This is a genomic window from Puniceibacterium antarcticum (genome assembly GCF_002760615.1).
Lineage (GTDB): Bacteria > Pseudomonadota > Alphaproteobacteria > Rhodobacterales > Rhodobacteraceae > Puniceibacterium > Puniceibacterium antarcticum.
On record NZ_AWWI01000151.1, the window covers coordinates 1 to 20,021 of the forward strand.

Here is a 20,021-nt window from a genome sequence, read left to right on the forward strand (position 1 = left end):
GCTGGGGTCGGGCATTCGAGGAGATGGGGCACGATGTACGCCTGATCCCGCCAGTCTATGTGAAGCCGTTCGTCAAACGCCAAAAGATCGATGTGGCAGATGCAGAGGCCATTGTAGAGGCTGCAATGCGTCCAACCATGTATTACCCGGCAGGCGATGCTTGCATCGCCGAGAGGGCGCTTTGTTGCGTTGAAGACGGAAGATCAGCAGGCCCGCGCCATGCTGTTTCGCACGCGGCAGATGTTCGTCGGCCAGCGCACCCAGATGATCAATGCTTTACGCGGCCACCTCGCGGAACACGGTCTGGTCGCGGCCCGAGGGCCTGCTCATCTCAAAATGCTCGCGCACGCAATTGCAGATGATGACACGGGGCTGCACGCCGAGGTGCGGGAACTTGGTCAGATGTATCTGGAGCAGATCGAGGGGTTGAATGCGCGCGTCTTGCCCTTTCCCTTCGGAGCCTGGTGCAGCAGCTTCGACACGCGCGCCAGAATCTCGGCCACGCCGTCGCGCATTGCACCCGCTGGGATGTTGTCCAGCCGCCGACGGATATCGCGCATGACGCGCCCCGTGTATCCGCGCAACGTTCTCAGTGCCTTGCGCATCCGCTTGTATTGGCGCGCGTGCGCATACCGGCCGATTTGCATCGCCAGCCGCGGCGCCTTGCGCGCATAGGTCTGGCGCAGGTCGAGGCCAAGCTCCTTCACCCGCGCCTTCTCGTAGAGCCGGGCGTCCATTGCCCGGCAGGCGCATCCGCAGGATGCTGCCGGGAGGGGGTTGGATACGCGATATTCTTTTCCATCACGGTGGTGTCGACGGAGACGCGGGCCAGGCTGTCGTCGTCGATGACTCCGCCAGACCGGCCCGCTTGAATCGTCTTGCTCAGCAGCCACTCCGCGCCCTCTTCGCCGATGCGATCGCGCCAGCGGCTGAGTGATGACGGATGTATCGGCGGGGTGTGCTGGAGTGAGGAGGATCAGAAAACAGCGTGGGGCGCTGTTTTCCCGACGAACGTCTCCCCTGTGAAATGCTGGACATACGGGGAGTCCACCCAGCGGGCGATCACGGCCTCGTCCGAGAGCCGATAGGCTTGCTGCAGATACATGAGGCCCGCCACCAGCCGTGGCGGCGTCGCAGGTCGCCCTGTCGCAGACGGGAACAAACCAGCCCACTCCTGCTCGAAGAACTCCCAGTCGATCAGATCCGCCAGCTTCACCAGCTCGTGGCGCATGTCGATCATGTCGACCAATCGGGGGCGGAGGAGGTCATCCTGTTCCTCAGGACGCGAACGGTGCTTCATGGCAGGATCCAAACTGCAGCCTTTTCAATTGGAGACTACGAATCCTTGCAGTTCGAAGCCAGAAAAATATCCGACTTATCGAGATTATTCAGCTACATGGCAGTTGTTCAAGCTGAACTGGTTATGAAGAGTTGGTGCTGGTTGAACGACGTCCTGCAGGTGAAATATCTCAATAATATCATTGAGCAGGACCATCGCTTTATCAAAAGGATTACGCGCCCTATGCAGACCTTTAAATCGCTCAATTCAGCGGCAGCCACTCTGGCAGGCATCGAAGTCGCTCACATGATCCGTAAAGGGCAATTCGATCGATCAGGGCTGTCCGGCTTCGCGCAGTTCAGCCAGCTGGCAGCATAATTGCGTCCAGCCGAAGCCTCATCTCGCTTCACCCGAAAGTTTGCGACAGAACCGTATTAGCCCCAGGCACGGAGCCCGCGACGGAACACCGTCGTTGTCGCTTCCTCAATCTGCCGGACGGTTCAACGCCAGGTGATGATGCATCCGCATCACCACCCCGCGGGGAGCGCAAGCTCCATGTCCCGGACACGTTCAGTAACTGGGAAGACACCCCGCGGCTTTAGCCCGGGGAGTGTCATTGCACGATCTCTTCAAGATGCCAGAGTTTTGCGACGATGCGCCAAGAGGTTTCGTCCCTGGCAAACATGAGATGATCCACAAAGCGATTTTCATGAATTCGGACCCGGACCTTAACGACAGCAGCTGATGGAGGTATCATGTCGATCATCAGGACTTCATCTTCGCGGGGAGCAAAGGTGCTCTCTGGTGATTTTCTTCTCTTGATCGTGTCACGGTAGCAATTTATCGGATCGACGAAGATACGACCATCATCCGCATCGAAAAGGCTCGCAGATGGGTGGAAGACCCTCATGAGCAGCTCTTCATCACACCGATACATCGCTTCGAAGTATTCCCGGATTGCCCCTTCAAGTTCGATCCTGGTTTCATTTTCTTTTGATTCTGTCATTTCGACTTGAGGCATTATCTACTCTCCGGAAAAGGATGTCGTGGCTTTGTAACGGGCTTGCCAGAGGCTGCTGATGGCAACCACTACAGAGAGCACAATCAGCACTGATGCGATCGCAGACCAGCTGAACGATGCGATCAACAGGCCTGAAGAAAAGGAAGCAATTGTCCCACCCAGAGCTATTACAGTGTCGTTTATACCTTGGAACAGAGCCTTCTCCTGATCCCTGAGCTCGGAATTGAGAAGCGCCGTGGAACCGACGAAACCGAAGTTCCATCCCACACCAAGCAGGATAAGGGAGATATAGAAATTGAAAATCTGAACGCCTGCCAACGCGCTGATGCCGGATAGCGCAAGAAGAACCGCACCGATTGTAACCACCTTGTTCGCGCCTATCCGATTGATTATGGCGCCGGTGAAGAAGCTGGGCGCGAACATGGCCACGACATGCCAGCGGATCACGTCGCCCGCCTGAACATCGCTGAAGCCGCAACCCACCATTGCCAATGGTGTGGGTGTCATCAGGAGAGTCATACCGGCAGCACTTCCAGCGCCGCAGACCATTGCCCAGATCAATCTTGGGCGCTCCATGAGTCTTGCAGGGTTTTTTATGCTCTTCTGCACAGATGCTTTCGGCTTCAGTGGCGCAAATTTAGCGATGGACAGGGGTATGCTGCCAATAAGTGCTAGAACGGAAAGTGAAAGGTATGCCCCACCAAGCGAAACAGGGGCCAGCAAGTCTTTTGAATATCGGAAAACTTCGGGAGCCAGAAGGGCAGCCACCAATCCACTACCAAGGGTGATCGATATCGCCGTGGCTTGCTGTCCAGTAGCGACAATATCTGCTGCGGCAAACCGGAAAAGATTGAAGCTCACGATAGCGGCGCCGAGAAGTGCATGTGCAACACACAGGAACACAAAATTTCCGGATATGAGACTGTAAGCGGCAAGTGCTCCACCAAGGCAGGCGAAACCCGCAGCTACAAGGAAGCCAGGCTTCCTGCCGGCACGTCCCATGAAAACGGACATCGGCGTCACGGCGAAGAGGCCGGAAAGCATTTGTATCGAGACAGGAAGAGTGGAGAAGTTGTCATTCGGCGCAAGCTGAAGACCGGCAAGCCCTCCAAGTATGATCAGCATAGGCATAGGAATCGCAAGGATGGTTGCGCTCATCAGAACGAGCACGAAATCGCGGCTTTTTATGAGTGACATGAGTTTTCCAGTCTTTCCAACAACCGGAGTATCTGTCAGCATGCACGACGATTTACGCCAAACTGGCGACATTTTAGGCCTTTTAAGGTCGTGATCTCTCGTCCCGCAATAAGCTTGAGCTAACTGACACTGAGCAAACTGAGGTTGAGTATACCTCGTGTCGAATGTGAGGAGGTAAAAACCAAGGATGTCATGGATTGTCTTCGGAAACGAAAGGAAAATCTCTATATTTTTTCAGCCTTTTCGAAGTCATGACTTTTTTATTTCATATATCACTTTCAGAAGTATCAGGAAAGCACCGATATATTACTGAGAGATCAGCCTGTGTTAGAGTAAGTTTCGCTCAATTAGTTTCCACTGGAGTAAAAGAGAATTTTCCATGACATTAAAAAAATTAAGAGTTGTCATGTTTCCCAAAAGTCAGGTTCTGGATATTGCAGGGCCTGTTTCTGTCTTCGAGGCAGCAAATGCAGTCCTCGATAAATCCATCGGATATGACGTAAAGTTGGTTTCATCTAGCAAGACGTCAATGCCCACGAGTGGGTGCATATCGATGGACGTACATGAAACATACAGCTCAATAGAATTTTCCGGTCTTGACACGATACTCGTGCCGGGCGGCAGTAAGGGTACGCCGGATGCCATGCGTGATACGGAACTGCGTGAATTCATACAGGAGGCCGACAGGAGAAGAATTCGCATCGCTTCAATTTGTACCGGATCTTTTATCTTGGCGGAGTCCGGTATTCTCGATGGAAGAAAATGTACCACTCACTGGTCTGACTTGGAAAGGTTCAGAAAGCTATTTCCACATATAGAGGTGCTGTCTGACGTTATATTTCATAACGAAGATCATATCTGGACATCTGCAGGTGTATCAACCGGTATTGATATGTCCTTAGAAATTTTAGCAAGAGACTTCGGAAATCACACCGCTAAAAAAGTTGCCCAAAACTTGATATTGTACATGGCAAGACCTGGATATGTAGAGCAAATATCTGATTTTATCAGCGACTTGCCTTCAGTACAGGAGAAGATGCAAGATCTTCTGGTATATATAAAAACGACACCAAATTTGGATCACTCAGTGCCATCCATGGCTGCGCGCTGCAATATGAGTACCCGTAACTTCACTCGAAAATTTAAGAACAACTATGGAAAATCTCCCGCAGCAATGGTTCGTGAAGTTCGGGTAGAACGTGCCGAGTTTTACATGGAAAAAACGGAATACACACTGAAGCGCATAGCGAACCTGGCCGGATTTTCCTCCGTCGACGTGATGCGACATGCAATATATGCAGTTCGACGAGATAAAATTGCATCTCACAAAGCCGCCGTGGGCTAATCTGCAACGAATTAGTTCAGCCTGAACAACTGGTTCTGTTGCGCAAATCAGCTGACGAACGGTTCTCCCCTTACCCCAGGCGGATTTATCCCATGGCTTTCGTGACAGGGATGCCAAGGGCGGTGTAGCCGTTCAGGATCGCAACACGCACCTGAACCTCGGCGACTTGGCGGTCGAAGTCGCGCGCCATCAGCCGCTGGCCCAGCAGTTTCATGCAATGCAGCTTTGTCTCGACGCGGCTTCTGCGGTGGTATCCGCTCCAGTTTCGCCAGAGTGCCCGACCCAGATATCTTGAGTTCAGCCTGAACAACTCGTAATCATCTGAATTTGTTCGGTGATCCCGCCAAAACTGTAGCGGGAAATTGCAGGGTTTTGTATACTGGGTTTCGAAACCTTGCAAATTCCGGAGCCGTGATGAAGCCTCATCCCCGCGCTGAAGAGCAGGATGATCTCCTGCGTCCCCGACTGACCGACATGATCGATCTGCGCCACGAATTGGCGAAGCTGGAAAAGCTGATCGACTGGGAGTTCTTCGAGACGGAATGGGCCGGTTTCTTTCCCTCCACGACCGGGCGGCTAGCCACATTGCCACGCCTCGTCGCGGGGCTGCTGTATCTCCAGCACGCTTACCGGCTTTCCGACGAGGCTGTGGTCGCCCGTTGGGTTGAAAACCCGTATTCCCAGCACTTCACAGGTGAGGAGTTCTTTCAGCACCGCGCGCCCATCGATCCGTCATCGCTGACCCGCTGGCGCAAGCGGATCGGAGAGGAAGGGGCCGAGTAGCTGCTCACGAAGACCATCGAAGCTGGGCGCAATTCCGGTGCCGTTGATGACGGCAGCATTGGCGTACTGGGATACATCACAGCGGATGCGTTTGGCATGCGGGAGCCGCTGATGGTCGGATCCGAATACCTCTGGCCTGGGCGTTTTCACGAACGGCTTCACATCTCGACCCGCCAGTACGCGCGTATTGTCCGTGAATGGGTGACATCCATTGGTCTGGAGGCTAGCGCCTATGGCACGCACTCGATGCGGCGAACGAAGGTGACCCAAATCTATAAGAAGACGGGCAACCTTCGGGCAGTCCAGCTGTTGTTGGGCCATACCAAGATGGACAGCACTGTCAGATACCTGGGCGTTGAGCTTGAAGATGCGCTGGCTATCGCCGAAGCTATCGAAATCTAAAGGCATGGGCCGTCTTCACGGACGGCCCTGAACCGACCTTCATCACCAGGACTGGAGCCGCGCCGCGACTTTCTCGAAGCGGTCTTTTGAGTCGGCGGATAACATCCTCCACAATGCTGACCACCGCAGCACCGCCGCCGCCCTACATTTTTCGACGATCTCAAGGTGCCCATATCCGAAATGGCGGGAGAGCGGCAAAGATTTCTCGGCCGCTCTCGTTTGATTGATTTCTCAAATGGCAAGCGACCCGGAACGGATCAGGCGCGGGTCAACCCCATTTCATCTCGCCGGTCAGAACCTTGGCGCCGACACTCAAGGCCACGCCCATTCCAAGATCGGGATAGCGGGCAGTCATTGCTGCGATCAACGCTTCCGAACCATCTGCCTTGGCGAGCTCTTCCTCAATGGCCAGAAGATACCCTTTCGTGAATTCCACCGCATCGAGACCCATCGGCGCGTCCAGCGTCATGTGACCGGGCACGACAACCAACGGATTGCGGGCGATGATCGCGTCAAGATTGGCGATCCATGCGGCGCGCTGTTCCTTGGTCGGGGTGTCTGCGGTCCAGACATGCGTGCCGGAAAAGACCATCACGCCGCCGAACACGGCCTGCAGATCCTCGACCCACAGATAGCGGCGGTTGGCCAGCCCCTCCGCCGCGACGATTTCGATGGCGTGGCCGTCTACCGTCAGGGTGGTGCTGTCATCGGCTTCGGGAATGATCACCTCTGCCACCGTCGCGGGGCCGTTCTCGCCCAGTTGCGGCCCCCATGTTTCGACCTTTTTCGCCACGTTAGCATTGATGGCCGCAACGGTTTCGCTGTCTGCGACGACGCGGGCCTCGGGGAAGGTTTCGACGATCGGGCGCAGGCTGAAGTAGAAATCAGGATCGCTCTGGCTGATATAGATCGTGGTCAGGGTCTTACCCGTCGCCTTGATTATTTCGGCCAATGTGCGGCCATCGGTTAGGGTGAATCCACCGTCAATCAACACGGCCTCGGTTTCGCCCTGGATCAGAACGGGCGCGCGGAAAAAGCCGTTCTCTCCTGCGGGGAAATGGGTCCAAGTCAAGCCGTTCGCATCTGCAAGCGAAATACCGGGCGCGATCAGGGCGGCTGCGCCAGCTGCGGTGGAGAGTTTCAGGAGATCTCTGCGGTTCATGTTTTTTGTCCTTTCAGTATGGTGGGATCAGGCGCGCCCGAGGGTGGCCAGTATTGCATCAGGTCCGGAATAAAGTTTGCTTGCATCCAGCCCGAACTGCGTGCCGTCGACCTCGGCAACCAGGGCGGGAACGCCTTGTAGTTTGTGAGACGTCATCAGATCGCATGCTTTCGCGCTGCGCGTCTGCGCTAGGCTCGTGAGGGCTGCATCGGGGGTCAGAATACGCGCGGCCGCCTCTGCAAGACCGAGGTCGGTCAGCAAGCCTGCGACAACTGAGGAAGAGGTCACGTCTTTGCCGTCGACATAGCGCGCTGTCTGAATGGCAGTGAGGGCCTCGATCACGCGATCCGGGACGGTGTCGGCCGCAGCCGTGACGGCGAGCGTAGCCATGCTGGAGTCCAAAGACGCAGCGTCGGCCCCCAGCACGTCGCGGCGATAGGCTTCGGTGAACTGCCGACCGCTCAGCGCGGCAATGCGCAGGTCATTCGCCCAAGCCTGCGCGGCAAAGCTTTTCATCGGCCGCGCGCCATTGCCTGCGAACAGGCTGGTGGCCCATAGTTGAAGGTCGATATCGGGGTGGTTCGCAAGCGTGGCGATGGTCTCCGAGGCGCCGTAGCACCAACCGCAGAGCGGATCGAAAAGGTAATGCAGTGTCACTTTTTGTGTCATGATCTGTCTCCTTGGGGAGGGATATAGGCGCTTCCATTGCCCCCGATAAGGCAAACTATTTTGACAGACTGTATGTCAAAGGCTAACACTGAAAGCATGGCTAAATCACATAATCTCAACCGGCTGGCGTATTTCGCCGCGGTTGTCGAAACCGGATCCTTTACAAATGCCGCTGACCGCCTTGGCGTGACCAAAGCCGTGGTCAGCAGTCAGGTGACGCAGTTGGAAGACGAGCTGAAGGCGACGCTTTTGGTGCGCAACACGCGCAAGGTCAGCACCACCGAGGCGGGGCGGCTTTTCTATATGCGCTGCACATCGATCCTGAACGAGGCGGAAGAGGCCTTCGGCGAGTTGTCGCACCTCTCGGTGCAGCCCGTGGGCCTATTACGCATGACCGCCCCGAATGATTACGGCACGGCGGTCGTGGCCCGGCTGGTCACAGCGTTTCGACGCCAATACCCTGAGTGTCAGGTGGAGCTACATCTCGGGGATGATCATAGCGATCTTATGGCGGGAGAGCTTGATCTGGCCATTCGGGTCGGGTGGCTGCGCGATTCCACCCTGTTGGCGCGCAAACTGGGCGGGTTCCGACAGTTTCTCGTCGGCGCGGGCGACAAGTCCGGCCGGTTCGATCACATTCAACACCCCAGCGATCTCGCCAAGGCGCCCTTTGTTGCCAACAAGGCGCTGTCCGACCCGCTGCATTGGCTGTTCGAAAACACCGCTGGCGAAACGGTCTCCGTCACAATGCAAAGCGATCTTTCAATCGACAGCGCGCCCGCGATCATGGCCGCCGTGGAGGAAGGAGCAGGTTTGGCGATCCTGCCTGACTATCTGGTGCGTGATCGTCTGATCTCGGGCGCGCTGACGCAGGTATTGCCCGCGTGGCAACTCCCCGAAGGGGGGATCTTCGTGGTGCTTCCGGCGTCAAAATTCCGCGCCGCAAAAGTGTCTGTGTTTACGGATATGCTGCGGCAAGCGGAAAAGACAAGGGGCAGTGGTTGAACGCGCCATAGGCCCGCGCCTAAGGAGTTTTGTCTCGCACTATTGCTGGATATCCGTGATATGTCCGCTATCATCATTCGGATGCAATATGTGCAAATGCAGCTAACGGCAGATCTCCGCCGTACCTGTCAGATGTTGCACCTAGAGGACTCGAAGAGCCCGACCGGCAAGTTTGGGCTGGGAGCGGCAGTTAGACGTGTTTCGCTCCAGCGGCTTCGTCCATGGGTCGTCCACGTAGGGTGCAAGTTTTTCTGCATTTGCAAAGTGCTGCGGCACGGCATTTTGTAAAGTGGGCTCTGACCGGACCTTCGCTGCATTTTCCACGAACGACCACATGGCCCCTGCCCCACCCTTTGGGCGTGTCACCGCTCTAGGCACCAGCCGGTGACCCGGCTCGCGCCCGCAACGTCCCGGCCCATCCTCCCTGTCCGAATGGCCCGCGCCCTGTCTCTTCGAGCCAGTGCCCGAACCTTCTGACATTGTCGTCCTGGTCCGCGCCGATGCGCCCTTGCGGGTGACGATCGCTGGGGCGCGGCGCGGGGTTCGCGCAAGCGCGATACGCCGCTGCGCCGCCAAGAAAAATAAAGGAAAAAGGGGACCGCCGGTCCCCCACCGCAACAGTAAAATGCTGCGCGTCCTGCGGGACCGTGTCCTCTGGATTTTGCGATTGCGGCGGCTCCCCCCCCCCGGCCCTCGCCGGGAGGCAAGGTTTCAGAAGAGGCGCACGCTTCGCGGGTCCTCGTCTGACCCCTCGCCCGATTTTCGGCACCAGACCGGACACGTGGCACCACCGCAAAGGATCGAAAAAATGGCTAAAGCGCGTTTGGACATTCACCAGCACGTCACCGACACAATCATTGCACAGATCGAGGCTGGCATACCGCCGTGGCGCAAGCCGTGGACAGGTGGCGCAGGAGCGGCGACAGAGCAGACGGCCATGACCGAGACGCTGGATCAACTTCGGCACGAGATTGATGGCCATGCCAAGACAATAAGAAACGCCGCCTGGATGGCCGCGTCGGCGTTTCGCGGTGCCGGTGCCGATGCGCCGCAGCTTGCGGCACTCTTCCCGAAGAGTGAAATCGACCTCAACCGAGATCTGGCGGCGGCTATGGATCTCACCTGGATCGAGAAGATCTACACGATGGAGGAAGAGCGCTCCATCCGCCGCGATCTGTGCGGGACAAATTCTTCGAACCTGGTTAGCCGGGCCGTGGACTTGGAAGATCCAGACGAGGAACTCGACGACTTCCTGCTATGATCCCGCATTATTCGCCAGGCCTTCTTTTCAGAGCGCGAGCATCGGCTTGAGGGCGGTTTCGGCAGTGTTCAGAGCCGACGCTGGGATGGACCCCCCTTGACGTTTCGCCGGAAGGTTGCGCGGGCGCTGTTTCCACCAGCGGCCAAAAACCAAAGACATCATACTGAGGCTGCAAGGTCTTAGTCCGCATCCTTGTTCTGCAAGTTTCCGACGCGAAGGATCGCCGGAACCATTGCAGGTCGCCTGCGGTATGATGGACAAGCCAAACTGGTTCCAAGAGACCGTCGATGCAGGCACGCCAGCTGAAAGCATGTAAATCAAGTGATGCCTTTTCGATGGATCCGCCCGATAGCGTCGCCGGGAGCCCTTTCGATCCTCTTGCCGACTGCCCACGTTTCAGGACCGCCCGCTAAGCTTCCAGACATCCAGTCGGCGCCAACCTTATCGAACGGCCAGCCGCTCCCGGTACATCCCAAGCCTGACGTCGGCGATGAATGGATTTCATAGGCACGATGAAACGACCGCCCATGGTCTCCGCCCGTCGAGCCCCTAGTTATCGATAGATATTAAGAAACCGGCAAGCGCATAGCCGCATCTTGCCGTTCTTCGATGGCCGTTGCCGCGCCGCGTAACCCGAAAGGAAGACTCCCATGAGCCCACCCATCCAGTTCGAAATGCGCCGCCGCACGCTGCTTGTCGGCACGGCGATAGGGGCCCTGACGGCCGCCTTCGCCGGCCGCGCCGTGGCACAGACCCAAGCCGTCGTGGCCGAGACCCCCGGCGCGGACCGCTCTGCCGTCACCCTGTCGGTGAACGGCACGGATCGCCAGGTCGAGGTCGACAACCGCACCACGCTGCTGGATGTCCTGCGCGAGCACATGCAACTGAACGGCACCAAGAAAGGCTGCGACCACGGCCAGTGCGGCGCCTGTACGGTCACGGTGAACGGCACGCGGGTCAATTCCTGCCTTAGCCTTGCCGTGATGCACGAAGGCGACGAAATCGAGACCATCGAAGGCATCGGCACGCCCGAGGCGCTCGACCCGATGCAGCAGGCGTTCATCACCCACGACGGCTTCCAGTGCGGCTATTGCACGCCCGGCCAGATCACCTCTGCACGCTCGGTGATTGAGGAAATCCGCGCCGGCATTCCCAGCCATGTCACTGACGACCTGACAACGCAGATCGCCGTGACCGATGCCGAGATCCGCGAACGCATGTCCGGCAACATCTGCCGCTGCGGCGCCTATTCGAACATCCTGGCGGCAATCACCCAAGTTGCGGAGGACCAAGCATGAGAAGCTTTTCCTACGAAAAACCGACCAGCGCCGCCGAGGCCGCATCCCGTGCCGCCGAAGTATCGGGCGCGAAGTTCATCGCGGGCGGAACCAACCTGCTGGACCTGATGAAGCTCGAGATCGAGACTCCGGGCCACCTGATCGACGTGCGCGGTTTCGGCCTCGACGAGATCACCGAAACCGATGACGGCGGTCTGCGGGTCGGTGCGCTGGTGACAAACACCGCGCTGGCGGCCGACACCCGCATCCGCCGCGACTACGGCGTGCTGACCCGCGCCATCGTGGCCGGCGCCACCGGACAGCTGCGCAACAAGGCGACGACGGCTGGCAACCTGCTGCAACGCACCCGCTGCCCCTATTTCTACGATCCCGCGCAGCCCTGCAACAAGCGCGCGCCCGGCTCTGGCTGTGCCGCGCTGACCGAAGGCGCGTTCTCGCGTCAGCTCGGGATCATCGGCACCTCGGACGCCTGCATCGCCACCTATCCCGGTGACATGGCCGTCGCACTGCGCGCGCTCGACGCCACGGTCGAAACAGTCACGCCAACAGGCATGACCCGCCGGATCGCGCTGGAGGATTTCCACCAGCTGCCCGGCGACACGCCGCATATCGAAACCGCCTTGATGCCCGGAGAGCTGATCACTGCTGTCACCCTACCCGCGCCGGTCGGTGGCCAGCACAACTATTACAAGGCGCGTGACCGTGCGTCCTATGCCTTTGCGCTGGTGTCGGTGGCGCTGATTCGCCAGCCGGACGGCTCGGGGCGCGTTGCCCTTGGCGGTGTGGCCCCGCGCCCCTGGCGTCGCGCCGAAGCCGACGCCGAACTGCCCAACGGTGCCCGCGCCGTCATGGCCCGCCTGCTCGACGGCGCACGTCCGACGGGAGAAAACGCCTTCAAGATCACCCTAGCAGAGCGCACGCTCGCCGCGATGCTGGCCGAGGAGTAACCCATGGATTTCAACGCACCCGCCAAGGACAACCTCTTTGACCGTGCCAAGGTGATCGGCAAGGCCCATACCCGCATCGACGGCCCGCTGAAGGTGACGGGCACCGCGCCCTATGCCTATGAGCGCCACGATGTCGTGGCAGGGCAGCTTTACGGCTACCCGCTGGGCGCGACCATCGCCAAGGGGCGCATCACCGGCATGGACACCGAGGCCGCGGAAGCCGCCCCCGGTGTACGCGCTGTGGTCACCACACTCGACATCGCGCCGCTTGGTATCTGGGACTTCAACGTGGCCCGCCTGTTCGGCGGCGACGAGGTAAACCACTATCACCAGGCCATCGCGGTCGTCGTTGCCGACAGCTTCGAACAGGCCCGATCTGCTGCCGCGCTGATCGATGTGACCTACGAGACCGAGGAATTCGATCACGATCTCGACGCCGCTTTTCAGCGCCTCGAAGGCACCGGAGATCCGTCGACCGTTGTCGGCGATTTTGACGCGGCCTTCGCCGCAGCCCCCGTCACGCTGGACGAAATGTACCACACCCCATCCCAAACCCACGCGATGATGGAGCCGCATGCCTCGGTCGCGGACTGGTCGGACGGGGAACAGCTGACGGTCTGGACCTCAAGCCAGATGATCAACTGGAACCGGCAGGCGCTTGCCACGACGCTCGACATTCCCGAAGACAATATCCACGTCGAAAGCCCTTATATTGGGGGCGGTTTCGGAGGGAAACTGTGGCTGCGCGCGGACGAAGTGCTTGCCGCTCTCGGCTCTCGTGCCGCCGGAGCGCCGGTCAAGCTGGCGCTGCCGCGTCCGATGATAATGAACAACACAACGCACCGCTCGGCCACCGTGCAGCGTATTCGCCTGGCCGCGGATGCCGACGGTCACCTGACAGCCATCGGGCACGAGGCTGCGTCGCACTCCCTGCCCGGTGAGCGGCCCGGTGGGCGGGGCGAGAACGCGACGGCGCAGACGCCTCTGTTCTACGCGGCGCCGAACCGTCGGGTGATGCACCACGTCGTGGACATGAATCTGCCCGAAGCCTCGGACATGCGTGCGCCGGGCGAGGCCTCGGGCCTGATGGCGCTGGAAATCGCCATGGACGAGATGGCCGAGAAACTCGACATGGATCCGGTGCAATTTCGCGTCCTCAACGATACTCAGGTGAACCCCAGCAAACCCGACGTGCCGTTTTCCGAGCGCCACTATGTGGAATGCCTTCAGCAGGGGGCGGAGGCCTTCGGCTGGGCCGACCGCAACACGACCCCCGGCGGAAAGCGCCACGGGGCCTGGCTGATCGGGCATGGCATGGCCGGCGCCTTCCGGGGCAGCCCAACCTTGAACTCGGGCGCGCGCGTCATCCTGGACGGCGGCAAGCTGGTCGTCGAGACCGACATGACCGACATCGGCACCGGCTCCTACACCATCCTGGCGCAGACCGCTGCCGAAACCATGGGCCTGCCGATGGACGCAATCGAGGTGCGCCTTGGCAATAGTGCATTCCCTGTGTCGTCCGGTTCCGGCGGGCAGTTCGGCGCCTCGAGCTCGACCGCGGGTGTCTATGCCGCCTGTCTCGCCCTGCAAGGCAAGATCGCCGGGCAGCTTGGAGTAGAGGCCCCCGAGTTCCGCGACGGTCGCGTGATCGCGGACGGGACCGAGACGGCGATGGCCGATCTAGACGGCGTGATCGAGGCCGAGGACTCCATCGCCTTCGGCGATTTCAAGTCGCAGTACGAACTGGCGACCTTCGGGGCGCATTTCGTCGAGGTCGGCGTGCATGTCGGCACCGGCGAGGTCCGCGTGCGCCGGATGCTGGCGGTCTGTGACGCAGGCCGGATCCTGAATCCGACCACGGCCCGCAGCCAGGTGATCGGCGGCATGGTTATGGGCGTCGGCGGCGCGCTGAGCGAGGAACTGGCCGAAGACCCGACACGCGGCTACTTCGTGAACCACGATCTTGGCAGCTACGAGGTTGCCGTCCACGCGGATATCCCCGCGCAGGAGGTGATCTTCCTCGACACGACGGATGCGGTCTCGACCCCGCTGAAGGCCAAGGGCGTCGGCGAACTTGGCCTTTGCGGTGTCGCCGCGGCCATCGCCAACGCGGCCTATAATGCGACCGGCGTCCGGGTGCGCGACTATCCCATCACGCTCGACAAGATGATCGACCGCCTGCCGGCGATCTGACGCCGCCGGGTCGACCCGACACCCCACGCGGAGGCGGCCCCGCCGCCCCCGCCCCGCAAGGGACTGAAACAAGGAAGGCTTTCAAGATGAAGATCATGCGCGCGGGCTCGCAACCCTCCGGCCCCGGCCCCGAGGATTACTTTACCGGCCAAGTCCGGATAGACCCGATGTTCACCGCCGAAGCGCCGGGCCGCACCTCTGGCGCGCTCGTCACTTTCGAACCCGGCGCCCGCACGGCCTGGCACAAACACCCCGCCGGGCAAACGCTGATCGTCACCGCCGGCATGGGCCGCGTGCAGCGTGAGGGCGGCGAGATCGAGGAAATCCGCCCCGGCGATGTCGTCTGGTTCCCCGCCGGCGAAAAGCACTGGCACGGTGCATCGCCCGAAACGGCCATGTCCCACATCGCCATCCAGGAAAATCTGGGCAAAGGCCCCGTGACATGGCTCGAAAAGGTCAGCGACGACGACTACGCGGGATGATTCCCGCCTGAGAGGCTGCGCAGCGGACACCCTTTGCTGCCCAGCTCCAAGCCAAAGGAGAAGACCATGAAAAAGCTACCCCACGCCCTCGCCTTCGCCACGCTTGGTGCCCTTCCCGCAGAAGCGCAGACCGAAGCCACCGACCGATTTGCCTCGGACGCCGTCTACACGGTCGCGCCGCAACTGGGCCGCCTGACCGACGACGTCCTTTACGGCTCCGTCTGGACCGATACTCGCACGCTGGCCCTGCGGGACCGGTCGCTGATCACCATGGCGGCGCTGCTGGCGGCTGGCCAATCCGGGCAGATCGCCGGCCCCGTGGTCGCCGCGCTCGACAGCGGCGTGACCCCCGAGGAACTGTCCGAGGCCGTGACGCACCTGGCCTTCTACTCCGGTTGGCCGGTCGCCCTATCTAGCATCGCCGTCATCACCGACATCTTCACGCAGCGCGGGATCACGGTGCAGATCGACGCCGACACCAATCTGCTGCCCTATGACGAAGACGCCGAGTCCGCGCGCCTCGCGGCGGTCGATGCGAACGCGCGCCCGGTCTCGCCCGGCCTAGCCGATGCGACCGATAACGTGGTCTTCGCCGAAATCTGGCGCCGCCCCGGACTGGCACCGCGCGACCGCTCGATGATGACCGTCGCCGCTCTGATCGCGATGGGGCAGTCCGAACAAGTCCCCTTCCACCTGAACCGCGCCATGGACAACGGGCTGAGCTTTGAAGAGGCGCAGGAAATCCCTCACCAGGTGGCCTATTACACCGGTTGGCCCAAATCGTTTTCCGCCCTGTCGCCCATGCGCAGCGTCTTCGAGGATCGCGGAGAGATCGAGGCTGCGGCGTCCGAAGACGACGCAGAGGTGACGACCCTTTCGGTGGTGCGCAGCGGTTCGGACCCGGCACAGGGCCCGGGAGAGCGTTTCACCGGCAACGTGACCGTCAGCACGACCTTTTCGGCCCCCGGTGACGCGCGGCTGAGCGGCGGACACGTCCAGTTCGAAGCCGGGGCCCACACGGCCTGGCACAGCCACCCGCTGGGTCAGACGCTCTATATCACATCGGGCTGCGCCCTGGTGCAGATCGACGGGCAGGACCCCATCACCGCCGCCACCGGCGACATCGTCCAGATCCCGGCGGATGCGCGGCACTGGCACGGAGCGACGGCGGAGGGCGAGATGACCCACCTGGCCATTCTCGAGCAACTGGATAGCAAAGGCACCACCTGGATGGAGAAGCTGGACGCGCAAACCTATGCCGCGGCCGCCGCAGCCTGCGACTGACACGGCGGGCGCTCTGCCGCATACTGGGCCCATAGCCCCCTGACCAAGACCACGCTTGAGACCCACGAGATCACGTTGTTGAACAAGGAATCCTCCAAATGTTGAAATCCCTGATCGGTGCCGCCTTTACGATCGGCATGGTCGGCACGGCCTCGGCCCAGCAAAGCATCCGCATCACCTCGGACTGGGGGACTTTCACGGCAGACCTGGCCGAGAACGAGGCCAGCCGTTCCCTCGCCGAGATGTTGCCGCTCACGATCGAGATGCGCGATCACATGCGCCAGGAAAAGACCGGCAACCTGCCCTCTGCCCTGCCCGAGGCGCCCCGGCAACGTGCCTTCTCGGAAGGGACGCTGGGGCTGTGGAGCGCGGGTGATTTCGTGATCTACTACGCGGACGGCAATGTGCCCTCGCCCGGCATCGTGATCCTCGGGCAGATTAACGAAGACGTCTCAGCCCTGGATCGGCCCGGACCCGTTTCGGTCACAATCGAGAAGATCGACTAGACCGCCGGGAAACGGCGCCGTGGTCACGGCGCCCCTGCCCCCTTGAACGCGGCCGAGACCCGGCCGCGTTCACGTCACCCGCGATACCGCAACCGGTCGATCAGCAGCCGCAGGGCCGAACTGGTCTGCCGACGCCCCGAATAGCACAGCGTGAAACCGCTGAACGGCGGGCACCAGTCCTCCAGCACGCGGCGCAGGCTGCCATTCGCCACCGCGGCCCGGATCTCGGGCTCGGTGACGAAGGCAATGCCGTAGCCGTCGCATGCGGCCTTGATCAAGAAATCGCTTTCGTTGAAGACGAAGGGCCCGGTGACGCGCTTGACGATCTCCTTCTCGTCGCGCTCGAACTCCCAATCATAGATCACGCTGTTCGAGCTGAACCGCATGGTCAGGCAATCGTGGTCATCCAGATCGTCCGGGTGTAGCGGCACGCCGCGTCTGGCAAAATACGCGGGCGATGCCACGGCGGCCATGCGCAGGGGTGGGCCGGCGGGCACGCCGATCATGTCAGGGCCGACGGATTCCCCCAGGCGCACCGCTGCATCGAAGCGGTCCTCGGCCAGATCCGACACCCGGCTGTCCGTGTTGATCTCGATCTGCACCTCCGGGTAGTCGCGCACCATCGCGGACACCACGGGCCAAAGCACCGTGCGCGCCCCCGTCATCGAACTGGTAACGCGCAACAGCCCCCGTGGCGCATCCCCGAGCGAGCGCAGCTCCTCGATCCTTGCGCTGATCTGGTCAAGCCCCGGGCGCAGGGCAGCCAGCAGTTTTGCGCCCGCATCCGTGGTCGAGACATTGCGCGAGGTCCGGTTCAGCAGCTTGAATCCCAGCGAGGCCTCCAGCCGGCGGATCGTGTGGCTTACGGCGGATTGCGACACGCCAAGCTGCACGGCGGCCCTAGTGAAATTTCCCGCATCGGCCACGGCGACGAACGCGGTCAGATCGGCAAGGTCTTCTCGTTTCATTCATCCAACTCGGGTCTGATCATCAGGGTTCCCAAATGGTTATACAGATCTCCTTTTAAATGATGAAGCTCATTCATGAGGTTGATGAGGATTGCGTGGATATTCAGCAGAGCACCCGACCCCATATACCCGTCCAACAAGCGACGACATCCGCCGTCAGGCACGACGCGGGACGCAACCCATACCGGAGACTGACAATGTCAGACATCACATCCTACACCTCTGCGCAAAGGATGCGTCACGGCACCGCCGCCGTGCTGTCGATGGCGCTTTGCGTCGCGGTTCTAATCGCGTCCGAGTTCATGCCCGTCAGCCTGCTGACGCCGATTGCCTCCGACCTCGGCGTGACCGAGGGGCAAGCCGGTCAGGCGATCTCAATGTCTGGCATCTTTGCGGTGCTCACCAGCCTGTTCGTGGCTGGCCTGACCCGCAGGATCGACCGCAAGGTCGTCCTGGGGGCGTTTTCCGTCCTGCTGATCGTCTCCGGCATGACCGTCACCTTCGCGCATTCCTACGCGGGCCTGATGACCGGGCGCGCCATGCTGGGCGTGGCCATCGGCGGCTTCTGGTCGATGTCGACCGCCATCGTGATGCGCCTTATGCCCGAAGAGAACGTGCCCTGGGGGTTGGCGATGCTGAACGCGGGCAATGCCATCGCTGCGACCGTCGCCGCGCCGCTCGGGGCCTTCCTGGGCGACATGATCGGCTGGCGCGGCGCCTTCTTCGTCGTCGTGCCGCTCGCCGTGCTGGCGCTGGTCTGGCAATGGACCAGCATGCCGTCCCTGCCGCCTCGGGGCCGTGCGCAGCGCACCAACGTCTTCGCCCTTCTGCTGCGCCTGCAGGTGGCCCTTGGCATGGCCTCGATCCTGTTGCTGTTCATGGGGCAGTTCGCGCTGTTCACCTACCTGCGCCCCTACCTGGAAGGCGTGACGGGCTTTTCCGTCACCGGACTGTCGCTGGCCTTCCTCTGCCTCGGGCTGGCCGGCGTTGCGGGGTCTTGGAGCATAAGCCGTCTGCTCGGCAGCTACCTATACCCCGTGGTGATGGCCATTCCGCTGATCATGGCACTGATCACGCTGCTGCTGATCGCTTTCAACGGGTTGAAAGGTCCGGTGGCCATCCTTCTGATCGTCTGGGGCTTCTTTGCGACCGCCGCACCCGTCGGCTGGGGCACATGGCTCAGCCGGGTGATGAAGGACGACGCCGAGGAAGGTGGTGGCCTGCAGGTCGCCATCATCCAGCTTGCGATCACTCTTGGCGCGTCCCTCGGTGGCCTGCTGTTCGATGGCGCGGGCTGGTGGAGCACCTTCACCTTCGCAGCCGTCCTGCTGCTGGCCTCATCCCTTGTCGCCTGCGCGGCATGGATCCACTGGAGGAAAAAGTCATGAAGATCCTGTTCAGCTTCGCCGATCAGAGCTTTACCGCCACGATGGACGACACCCCCTCTTCCCGCGACCTGTGGGACATGCTGCCCCTAGACCTGACCGCACAGGATTTTTCGACCAACGAAAAGATCGCCACCCTGCCGCGCAAGCTAAGCGAAGAGGGCGCCGGCCCCTTCACCAACCCGCAGCCCGGCGATCTTTGCACCTATACCCCCTGGGGCAACTTGGCGCTGTTCCACGCGCCCTACTCCTACAGCCCCGACCTGATCCGGCTCGGCCGACTGGACGGAGGGGTCGACCCATTGCGTGTCCGCGGAACCTACCCGCTGCACGTCTCACGCCTTCCTTGACCCCTTTTCAAAGAAGATTTCCCCATGCTCGGAACTGTCATGCATGCCCCCGGCGACGTTCGCCTGGAAACCGTCGACGACCCGAAGATCCTGAAGCCCACGGATGCGATCATACAGCTGTCGGCCAGCTGCATCTGCGGGTCAGACCTGTGGCCCCATGTGCATCCGCTCGATGAACCGATGCACATGGGGCACGAATACTGCGGCGTCGTGATCGAGGTCGGCAGTGACGTGCGCACTATCAAACCTGGCCAGTTCGTCGTCGGCTCTTTCGCCCTGTCCGAGAACACATGACCGTGCCGGACCACCGGCGACTTCCCCCAACAGAGAGACACTCCCGATGACTTCGAGACCCCTGCCCCTCAGACCTGCCTTTGCCTGCGCCGCCCTAGCCCTTTTCGGAGCCCTGTCCTGGGGCGCGGCAAGCCTTGCCCCGACCGCGGCCGACGCCGCGGAGAACGCGGTGACCTTCCCGCCGCTCAAC

17 protein-coding genes and 6 pseudogenes are annotated in these 20,021 nt (G+C 60.8%); 16 read left to right on the top strand and 7 right to left on the bottom strand.

Annotated elements, in window-relative coordinates; all coding sequences use genetic code 11:
* Positions 1 to 441, top strand: a pseudogene (locus P775_RS29135) (transposase); the annotation flags it as partial.
* Here P775_RS29135 and P775_RS21720 read toward each other — a convergent pair.
* Positions 426 to 1,300, bottom strand: a pseudogene (locus P775_RS21720) (transposase); the annotation flags it as partial. The pseudogenes P775_RS29135 and P775_RS21720 overlap by 16 nt on opposite strands.
* A gap of 147 nt (positions 1,301 to 1,447) precedes the next feature.
* On the opposite strand from P775_RS21720, the pseudogene P775_RS21725 reads away from it, so the two are divergent.
* Positions 1,448 to 1,657: pseudogene (locus P775_RS21725) on the top strand (DDE-type integrase/transposase/recombinase); the annotation flags it as partial.
* A 235-nt stretch (positions 1,658 to 1,892) separates the two neighbouring features.
* Here the strand turns inward: P775_RS21725 and P775_RS21730 are convergent.
* Positions 1,893 to 2,300 (bottom strand): nuclear transport factor 2 family protein, encoded by a 408-nt coding sequence (locus P775_RS21730; protein ID WP_245875806.1) that lies wholly within the window; start codon positions 2,298 to 2,300, stop codon positions 1,893 to 1,895.
* A 3-nt stretch (positions 2,301 to 2,303) separates the two neighbouring features.
* Entirely contained in the window at positions 2,304 to 3,539 is a 1,236-nt protein-coding gene (locus P775_RS21735) for an MFS transporter (protein WP_245875807.1), read from the bottom strand.
* A 337-nt stretch (positions 3,540 to 3,876) separates the two neighbouring features.
* Here P775_RS21735 and P775_RS21740 point away from each other — a divergent pair, with 337 nt between their 5' ends.
* Complete coding sequence (locus tag P775_RS21740) at positions 3,877 to 4,842, top strand: GlxA family transcriptional regulator (RefSeq protein ID WP_099912954.1); 966 nt, start codon at positions 3,877 to 3,879, stop codon at positions 4,840 to 4,842.
* Positions 4,843 to 4,927: 85 nt separating this feature from the next.
* On the opposite strand, the pseudogene P775_RS21745 reads toward P775_RS21740, so the two are convergent.
* Positions 4,928 to 5,137, bottom strand: a pseudogene (locus P775_RS21745) (IS5/IS1182 family transposase); the annotation flags it as partial.
* A 119-nt stretch (positions 5,138 to 5,256) separates the two neighbouring features.
* Here P775_RS21745 and P775_RS21750 point away from each other — a divergent pair.
* Together P775_RS21750 and P775_RS21755 are read left to right on the top strand one after the other, a co-directional pair.
* Positions 5,257 to 5,622, top strand: a pseudogene (locus P775_RS21750) (transposase); the annotation flags it as partial.
* A gap of 99 nt (positions 5,623 to 5,721) precedes the next feature.
* Positions 5,722 to 6,027, top strand: a pseudogene (locus P775_RS21755) (tyrosine-type recombinase/integrase); the annotation flags it as partial.
* A 268-nt stretch (positions 6,028 to 6,295) separates the two neighbouring features.
* Here the strand turns inward: P775_RS21755 and P775_RS21760 are convergent.
* Complete coding sequence (locus P775_RS21760; protein WP_099912955.1) at positions 6,296 to 7,189, bottom strand: MBL fold metallo-hydrolase; 894 nt, start codon at positions 7,187 to 7,189, stop codon at positions 6,296 to 6,298.
* Between the two features lie 27 nt (positions 7,190 to 7,216).
* A complete protein-coding gene (locus P775_RS21765) occupies positions 7,217 to 7,858 on the bottom strand; it encodes a DsbA family protein (RefSeq protein ID WP_099912956.1) in 642 nt (213 codons plus the stop codon).
* Between the two features lie 96 nt (positions 7,859 to 7,954).
* Here P775_RS21765 and P775_RS21770 point away from each other — a divergent pair, with 96 nt between their 5' ends.
* From P775_RS21770 to P775_RS21810, 8 genes are all read left to right on the top strand, one after another.
* Positions 7,955 to 8,863: a LysR family transcriptional regulator gene (locus P775_RS21770; protein ID WP_099912957.1), complete on the top strand. Its 909-nt coding sequence runs from the start codon at positions 7,955 to 7,957 to the stop codon at positions 8,861 to 8,863.
* Between the two features lie 808 nt (positions 8,864 to 9,671).
* A complete protein-coding gene (locus P775_RS29140) occupies positions 9,672 to 10,124 on the top strand; it encodes an ArdC-like ssDNA-binding domain-containing protein (protein ID WP_245875808.1) in 453 nt (150 codons plus the stop codon).
* Positions 10,125 to 10,774: 650 nt separating this feature from the next.
* On the top strand, positions 10,775 to 11,422 hold the full coding sequence (gene paoA / locus P775_RS21785; protein WP_099912959.1) for an aldehyde dehydrogenase iron-sulfur subunit PaoA: 648 nt from the start codon (positions 10,775 to 10,777) through the stop codon (positions 11,420 to 11,422).
* Positions 11,419 to 12,369, top strand: coding sequence for an FAD binding domain-containing protein (locus tag P775_RS21790; RefSeq protein ID WP_099912960.1), 951 nt, complete (start codon positions 11,419 to 11,421; stop codon positions 12,367 to 12,369). The genes paoA and P775_RS21790 overlap by 4 nt, the downstream gene beginning before the upstream one ends.
* A 3-nt stretch (positions 12,370 to 12,372) precedes the next feature.
* Positions 12,373 to 14,562 (top strand): aldehyde oxidoreductase molybdenum-binding subunit PaoC, encoded by a 2,190-nt coding sequence (paoC, locus tag P775_RS21795; RefSeq protein ID WP_099912961.1) that lies wholly within the window; start codon positions 12,373 to 12,375, stop codon positions 14,560 to 14,562.
* A gap of 86 nt (positions 14,563 to 14,648) precedes the next feature.
* Positions 14,649 to 15,044, top strand: coding sequence for a (R)-mandelonitrile lyase (locus P775_RS21800; RefSeq protein ID WP_099912962.1), 396 nt, complete (start codon positions 14,649 to 14,651; stop codon positions 15,042 to 15,044).
* A gap of 66 nt (positions 15,045 to 15,110) precedes the next feature.
* The gene (locus tag P775_RS29145; RefSeq protein ID WP_099912963.1) at positions 15,111 to 16,328 is read left to right on the top strand and encodes a carboxymuconolactone decarboxylase family protein; all 1,218 of its coding nucleotides are present in this window, start codon (positions 15,111 to 15,113) and stop codon (positions 16,326 to 16,328) included.
* 98 nt (positions 16,329 to 16,426) lie between these two features.
* Positions 16,427 to 16,834 (top strand): cyclophilin-like fold protein, encoded by a 408-nt coding sequence (locus P775_RS21810; protein WP_099912964.1) that lies wholly within the window; start codon positions 16,427 to 16,429, stop codon positions 16,832 to 16,834.
* Between the two features lie 74 nt (positions 16,835 to 16,908).
* On the opposite strand, the gene P775_RS21815 is transcribed toward P775_RS21810, so the two are convergent.
* On the bottom strand, positions 16,909 to 17,802 hold the full coding sequence (locus tag P775_RS21815; RefSeq protein WP_099912965.1) for a LysR substrate-binding domain-containing protein: 894 nt from the start codon (positions 17,800 to 17,802) through the stop codon (positions 16,909 to 16,911).
* 197 nt (positions 17,803 to 17,999) lie between these two features.
* On the opposite strand from P775_RS21815, the gene P775_RS21820 reads away from it, so the two are divergent.
* The 3 genes from P775_RS21820 to P775_RS21830 are packed head-to-tail and all read left to right on the top strand — an operon-like array spanning position 18,000 to position 19,831.
* The gene (locus tag P775_RS21820; protein ID WP_218967748.1) at positions 18,000 to 19,190 is read left to right on the top strand and encodes an MFS transporter; all 1,191 of its coding nucleotides are present in this window, start codon (positions 18,000 to 18,002) and stop codon (positions 19,188 to 19,190) included.
* On the top strand, positions 19,187 to 19,537 hold the full coding sequence (locus P775_RS21825) for a cyclophilin-like fold protein (RefSeq protein WP_099912966.1): 351 nt from the start codon (positions 19,187 to 19,189) through the stop codon (positions 19,535 to 19,537). The genes P775_RS21820 and P775_RS21825 overlap by 4 nt, the downstream gene beginning before the upstream one ends.
* A gap of 24 nt (positions 19,538 to 19,561) precedes the next feature.
* Positions 19,562 to 19,831, top strand: a complete 270-nt coding sequence (locus tag P775_RS21830) for an alcohol dehydrogenase catalytic domain-containing protein (protein ID WP_245875809.1) — start codon at positions 19,562 to 19,564, stop codon at positions 19,829 to 19,831.
* Positions 19,832 to 20,021 lie beyond the last annotated feature (190 nt).